Raw genomic sequence first — 6,758 nt, 5'->3', positions numbered from 1 at the left:
GGGGGGACGGTGACCGGGACGCCTTCGATCCAGAGCATGCCGGAGTCGGAGGGGCCGGCGCCGCCGGTGCGGGTGGTGGCCAGGTCGGTCTCGATCCGCAGGCCGACCGCCTGCAGATCCATGATCAGCGAAGCAATCGACTCCGAGCCCGCGCCGGCCGGTCCGTCGGCGGGGCTCGGGGCCGCGGTGTCCAGCAGGTCGGTCATACGAAATCACCTCAGGTGTCGCGGGCAGGTACGTCCACTATAAGAGTCGAAGTTTCGTATGGGACATGGCGCAGTGCACCGGCCGCCGGGAGCGGTTTCGACCGCCGGGAATAGCCCCGGCAGGTGGTCGGTTGAGGGCGATATCCATGCAAACGCATCGACTGCACCGACGCCGGCGTCGACGCGGTGTCGAAGGGATTGACCATGCAGATCGGGATCTTCACCGTCGGTGACGTCACCAGCGACCCGACCACGGGGCGCGCCCCGACCGAGTACGAGCGCATCAAGGCGATGACGACCATCGCTGAGCACGCCGAGGCCGTCGGGCTGGACGTCTTCGCGACCGGTGAGCACCACAACAAGCCGTTCGTGCCGTCGTCGCCGACGACCCTGCTCGGCCACATCGCCGCCCGCACCGAGCGGCTGACGCTCTCGACGTCGACCACGCTCATCACCACGAACGACCCGGTGAAGATCGCCGAGGACTACGCGATGCTGCAGCACCTGGCCGACGGCCGGGTCGACCTGATGCTGGGCCGCGGCAACACCGCCCCGGTCTACCCGTGGTTCGGCAAGAACATCGCCGATGGCCTCCCGCTGACGGTCGAGAACTACCAGCTGCTGCGCCGGCTGTGGGACGAGGACGTGGTGGACTGGGAGGGCCGGTTCCGCACGCCGCTGCGCGGGTTCACCTCCACGCCGCGGCCGCTCGACGGGATCCCCCCGTTCGTCTGGCACGGGTCGATCCGTACCCCGGAGATCGCCGAGATCGCCGCGTACTTCGGTGACGGCTTCTTCGCCAACAACATCTTCTGGCCCGCGTCGCACTACACGAGGCTGATCAACCTGTACCGCGAGCGGTTCGAGCACTACGGGCACGGCCGCGCGGACCAGGCGATCGTCGGCCTCGGCGGGCAGTTCTTCATGCGCCGGAACTCCCAGGACGCGTGGAACGAGTTCCGCCCGTACTTCGACAACGCCCCGGTCTACGGGCACGGGCCGTCGATGGAGGACTTCACCGCGCAGACGCCGCTGACGGTCGGCAGCCCGCAGGAGGTCATCGAGAAGACCCTGACCTTCCGCGAACACTTCGGTGACTACCAGCGCCAGCTGTTCCTCGTCGACCACGCGGGCCTGCCGCTGAAGACGGTGCTGGAGCAGCTCGACCTGCTCGGCGAGATCGCGCCGACGCTGCGCGCGGAGTTCGACGCCCGGCGGCCCGCGCACGTCCCGTCCGGCCCGCCGACGCACGCGACCCGGCTCGCCGCCCTCCAGGCCCGCAGCGACGCCGATGTGCCCGCCGGCGTCTGACCGGCCCGACGCCCCGGCGGGCGGAACCCCGCCCGCCGGGGAACCGTCGCCAGGGCCTGCCGCGGAGCCGTCTGCGCGGTCCGCCGCCGGGGAGTCGGCGCGGCCCGCCGCGGAGTCGTCTGCGCGGCCCGCCGCGGTGCCCTCCGCGCGGCTGGCCGTGGAGTCGTGGGAGGCGCTCTTCCGGGCCCAGGTGACGTTGCTCCGCCGGTTCGCCGAGGACGACGTCTGGGATCCCACCAGCATGCGCGAGTACGACGTGCTGTTCACGCTCAGCCGTTGCCCGGATGCCCGGGCGCGGCTGCGGGAGCTCAACCGGGAGAGCCTGCTGAGCCAGCCGTCGCTCAGCCGGATGGTCGAGCGGCTGGAGGCCGCCGGGTACGTGACCCGCGAGCCCGACCCGGCGGACCGCCGGGGAACCGTCGTCGTGCTCACCGAGGCCGGGGCACAGATGCAGCGGCGCATCGGGCAGCGGCACGCCGCGAGCATCCGCCGCTACCTCGGCTCCGCCCTCGACGACGAGGAGCTGCGGACCCTGCAGCAGCTCTGCGACAAGCTTCGTCTCGCCCAGGAGATCATCCCCGACGCGTAGCGCGAAACGCCGGAGTCTCTCATCCTGATCGACGACCGGCGAAGAACAGCCGGCGTCCCGGGAGGCTGTCATGTCGAAGTACGTCTACGCATTCGCCGAGGGCAACAGGGATATGAAGGACCTGTTGGGCGGAAAGGGCGCGAACCTCGCGGAGATGACGAACCTCGGCCTCCCGGTACCGCCCGGGTTCACCATCACGACGGAGGCCTGCCGGGTCTACCTGACCGACGGGCACGAACCCGCCGAGTTGGCGGCGCAGGTCGACGAGCACCTGGCCGCGCTGCAGGACGCCATGGGCAAGCGGCTGGGCGACGCGGACGATCCGCTGCTGGTCTCGGTGCGCTCCGGGGCGGCGGCCTCCATGCCCGGAATGATGGAGACGGTGCTCAACGTCGGGCTCAACGACGAGTCCGTGCAGGGCCTGGCCCGGGTCGCCGACGACGAGCGGTTCGCCTGGGACTCCTACCGGCGATTGATCCAGATGTTCGGCAAGACCGTCCTGGGCGTCGACGGCCGGCACTTCGACGCCGCCTTCGACGCCGTGAAGCAGCAACGGGGCACGGACAGCGACCTCGACCTGGACGCCGCCGACCTGCGGGCGATCGTCGACGCGTTCAAGGCGGTCGTGACCGAACACTCCGGGCGGCAGTTCCCGCAGGACCCCCGCGAGCAGCTGGACCTGACGGTGCGGGCGGTGTTCGACTCGTGGAACTCCCCGCGGGCGATCACCTACCGGCGCCAGGAGCAGATCCCGCCCGACCTGGGCACCGCGGTGAGCGTGGTCGCGATGGTGTTCGGCAACCTCGGCCCGGACTCGGGAACCGGCGTCGCCTTCACCCGTGACCCGGCGTCGGGGGCGCAGGGCATCTACGGGGACTACCTGGCCAACGCGCAGGGCGAGGACGTCGTGGCCGGCATCCGCAACACCCTGCCGCTGACCGAGCTGGAGCAGCTCGATCCGGAGTCCTACCGGCAGCTGCTGGAGATCATGGCGACGCTCGAGCGGCACTACCGGGACCTGTGCGACATCGAGTTCACCATCGAGCGTGGCCGGCTGTGGATGCTGCAGACCCGGGTCGGGAAGCGCACCGCGGCGGCGGCGTTCGTGGTGGCCTGCCAGCTCGTCGACGAGGGACTGATCGACCTCGACGAGGCGCTGCGCCGCGTCACCGGGGGCCAGCTGGCGCAGCTGATGTTCCCCTGGTTCGACGCCGACGCCGCCAAGGACCCGCTGACGGTGGGGATGAACGCGTCACCTGGCGCGGCGACGGGCGCGGCGGTGTTCGACTCGGCCACCGCGGTGGCCCGGGCGGCCGCGGGCGAGCGGGTCATCCTGGTGCGCCGGGAGACCAACCCCGACGACCTGCACGGCATGATCGCCGCGCAGGGCGTGCTGACCAGCCGGGGAGGCCGGACCAGCCACGCCGCGGTCGTGGCGCGCGGGATGGGCACGACGTGCGTGTGCGGCGCCGAGGCCCTCGAGGTGGACGAGACGGCCCGGCGGCTGACGGGCCCGGGCGGGGTCGAGGTGGTCGAGGGCGACATGCTCTCGATCGACGGGAGCACCGGTGAGGTGTTCCTGGGCGAGGTTCCCGTCGTCGACTCCCCGGTGGTGGAGTACTTCGAGGGCACCCTGGACCCCGCGGCCGAGGACGCGGGTGAGCTGGTCCGGGCGGTCCACCGGATCATGACCCACGCCGACTCGCGGCGGCGGCTGGCGGTGCGGGCCAACGCCGACACGGGGGAGGACGCCGCTCGGGCCCGGCGGTTCGGCGCCCAGGGCATCGGCCTGTGCCGCACCGAGCACATGTTCCTCGGCGACCGCCGCGAGCTGGTGGAGCGCGTGGTGCTCGCCGAGACCGACGACGAGCGTGGCGCCGCACTCGACGAGCTGTTGCCGTTGCAGCGTTCCGATTTCATCGAGCTGTTCACCGCGATGGAGGGGCTGCCGGTGACGATCCGGCTGCTGGACCCACCGCTGCACGAGTTCCTCCCCGACCTGACCGAGCTGTCGGTGCGGGTCGCGGTCGCCGAGGAGCGCGGCGAGCCCGATGAGAAGGACGTCGCGCTGCTGGCGGCGGTGCGCCGGCTGCACGAGGACAACCCGATGTTCGGGTTGCGCGGGGTGCGTCTGGGGATCGTCGTCCCGGGCCTGTTCGGGATGCAGGTCCGTGCCATCGCCCAGGCCGCGGCGCAGCTGCGCCGCGACGGGGTCGATGTCCAGCCGGAGATCATGATCCCGCTGGTCGGCGCGGTGCAGGAGCTGCAGACCGTGGCCGAGGAGACGAACGCGGTGATCGCCGACGAGTCGCGGCGGTCAGAGGTGCCGCTCGACGCCCTGGTCGGCACCATGATCGAGCTTCCGCGGGCCGCGCTCACCGCCGGGCAGATCGCCGAGTCGGCCCAGTTCTTCTCGTTCGGCACGAACGACCTGACCCAGACGACGTGGGGGTTCTCCCGCGACGACGTCGAGGGCTCCTTCTTCTCGCGTTACCTCGAACGCGGGATCTTCGGCGTCTCCCCGTTCGAGTCCATCGACACCGACGGTGTCGGCCGGCTGGTCCGGCTCGCCGTCGAGGAGGGCCGCGCCACCCGGCCCGACCTCAAGCTCGGCATCTGCGGCGAACACGGCGGTGACCCCGACTCGGTGCACTTCTTCCACGCCGCGGGCCTGGACTACGTGTCCTGTTCGCCGTTCCGGATCCCGGTGGCCCGCCTCGAGGCCGGCCGCGCGGCGATCGCGGACGGCGACCGGTAGGCCCGGTTCAGATGACCTCGATCCGCGGGTAGGCAGGCCGCCACATGGCCTGGTCGACCTGCCGTTCGGGGTCGGTGACCGGAACCTGGGCGAGGCCCTCGTCGGCCGCGGCCCGGGCCACGGCGGCGCCGACGGCGGCGGAAACCGTCCAGAGTTCCTCGATGGGCGGCAGCAGCGGCGCGGTGGGCCCGGTGGGGCCCGCGCTGGGGGAGAGCCGGGCGACCGCGTCGGCCGCGGCGGTGATCATCCCGTCGCTGACCCGGCTGGCGCGCGCGACGGTGACGCCGAGTCCGATGCCGGGGAAGACGAGCGCGTTGTTCGCCTGGGCGATGGTGTGGACGTCCTCGCCGACGGTGGCGGGCGGGAAGGGGCTGCCGGTGGCGATCAGGGCGCGCCCACCGGTCCAGTCGAGCAGGTCGGCGGGGAAGGCCTCGGCCCGGGAGGTGGGGTTGGACAGCGGCATGATGACCGGCCGCTCGACGTGGGCGGCCATCTGCTTGACGATCGGCTCGGTGAACGAACCGGGCTGGGCCGAGGTGCCGATGAGGATGGTCGGGCGGACATTCGCGACGACGGTGGCCAGGTCGATGCCGGCGGCGGAGCCGGCCCCGTGCCAGCCGGCGACCTCAGCCGCCGGGCGGGCGTAGGGGAGCTGGAAGTCGCGCAGCCGGCTGGAGTCGTCGACGAGCAGGCCGCGGCTGCCCAGGGCCCAGAACCGGCTGGTGGCCTCGGCCTCGGAGAGCCCCTCGCGGATCATGACCTCGCGCATCATGTCGGCGATCCCCAGGCCCGCGGTGCCGGCGCCGTGGATGACGACGTGCTGGTCGCGCATGCGGGTCCCGGAGGTGCGCAGGGCGGAGAACGCGGCGGCGAGCACGACCGCGGCGGTGCCCTGCATGTCGTCGTTGAAGGTGCAGTAGCGGTCGGCGTAGGTGTCGAGGATGCGGCGGGCGTTGCCCGCGCCGAAGTCCTCCCAGTGCAGCATGGCGTGCGGGAACAGCCGCGAGGCCGTGGTCACGTAGGCCTCGATCAGGTCGTCGTAGCGCTGGTCGCGGACCCGGGGCCCGCGGTGGCCGAGGTAGAGGTCGTCGTCGAGCAGCGCGCGGTTGTCGGTCCCCACGTCGAGCACGACCGGGATGACCCGGTGCGGGTGGATGCCGGCGGCGGCGGTGTAGACCGAGAGCTTGCCGATCGCGATCTCGATGCCGCCGACACCCTGGTCGCCGATCCCGAGGATGCCCTCGGCGTCGGTGGCCACGATGAGGTCGACGTCGTCGGGGCCGAGGCCGAAGTTCCGGAACGACGTCTCGACGTCGTCGGGCCGGTCGATCGACAGGTAGACCCCGCGGGGGCGCCGGTACTCGTGGCTGTAGCGCTCGATGGCCTGGCCGATCGTCGGCGTGTAGACGATCGGGAGCATCTCCGGCAGGTGCTCGGCCAGCAACCGGTAGTACAGCACCTCGTTGCGGTCGCGCAGGTTCGCCATGAACACGTTGCGCGCCAGGTCGTCAGGGACCCGGAGGTACTGGGCGTATACCCGGCGCAGCTGGCCTTCCAGGGTGGACACGCCGCTGGGCAGCAGGCCGGACAGGCCGAGTGCGTCGCGCTCGGCAGGAGTGAAGGCTGTCCCCCGGTTGATCATCGGTGTGGCCAGGACGGCCCGGCCGCGGGCGCGGATGCGCGCTGTCATCCCGTCCGGGGTGGCCACCAGCTCGTACGGTTCCGCGTCCATGACACCCCTTCCCGATCGTGTCCGACAGGCCCCCGGTCGTCCCCGGTCTGGGGGCCTCGTTCGGTCGCGGCGGCGCCACCGACTACCAGCAGGACCTGGTGCACTCCGACTGCATCGTGATCATGGGCTCGAACATGGCCGAGGCGCACCCGGTGGGTTTCC

At 71.8% G+C, this 6,758-nt stretch carries 4 protein-coding genes and 1 pseudogene; 3 read left to right on the top strand and 2 right to left on the bottom strand.

Annotated features, from left to right (window positions below; translation table 11 throughout):
• Window positions 1-206: pseudogene (locus HF519_RS28805) on the bottom strand (MSMEG_0568 family radical SAM protein); the annotation flags it as partial.
• A gap of 204 nt (window positions 207-410) precedes the next feature.
• On the opposite strand from HF519_RS28805, the gene HF519_RS28800 reads away from it, so the two are divergent.
• The 3 genes from HF519_RS28800 (at window position 411) to ppdK (ending at window position 4,864) form a co-directional block, all read left to right on the top strand.
• A complete protein-coding gene (locus tag HF519_RS28800; protein ID WP_169416127.1) occupies window positions 411-1,517 on the top strand; it encodes an LLM class flavin-dependent oxidoreductase in 1,107 nt (368 codons plus the stop codon).
• A gap of 136 nt (window positions 1,518-1,653) precedes the next feature.
• Window positions 1,654-2,106, top strand: a complete 453-nt coding sequence (locus HF519_RS32060) for a MarR family winged helix-turn-helix transcriptional regulator (RefSeq protein ID WP_312860416.1) — start codon at window positions 1,654-1,656, stop codon at window positions 2,104-2,106.
• 70 nt (window positions 2,107-2,176) lie between these two features.
• Window positions 2,177-4,864 carry a pyruvate, phosphate dikinase gene (gene ppdK, locus HF519_RS28790; RefSeq protein WP_169416125.1) on the top strand — a complete coding sequence of 896 codons (2,688 nt, stop codon included), beginning with the start codon at window positions 2,177-2,179 and terminating at the stop codon, window positions 4,862-4,864.
• A 7-nt stretch (window positions 4,865-4,871) separates the two neighbouring features.
• Here the strand turns inward: ppdK and HF519_RS28785 are convergent, their stop codons facing one another.
• A complete protein-coding gene (locus HF519_RS28785; protein WP_169416124.1) occupies window positions 4,872-6,596 on the bottom strand; it encodes an NAD-dependent malic enzyme in 1,725 nt (574 codons plus the stop codon).
• Window positions 6,597-6,758: the final 162 nt, after the last annotated feature.

Origin of the sequence: Pseudonocardia bannensis (genome assembly GCF_012911875.1) — a bacterium.
Classification (GTDB): Bacteria; Actinomycetota; Actinomycetes; order Mycobacteriales; family Pseudonocardiaceae; genus Pseudonocardia; species Pseudonocardia bannensis.
Note: the sequence above shows the minus strand (reverse complement) of the source record. Positions and strands in the feature narration are given on the sequence as shown.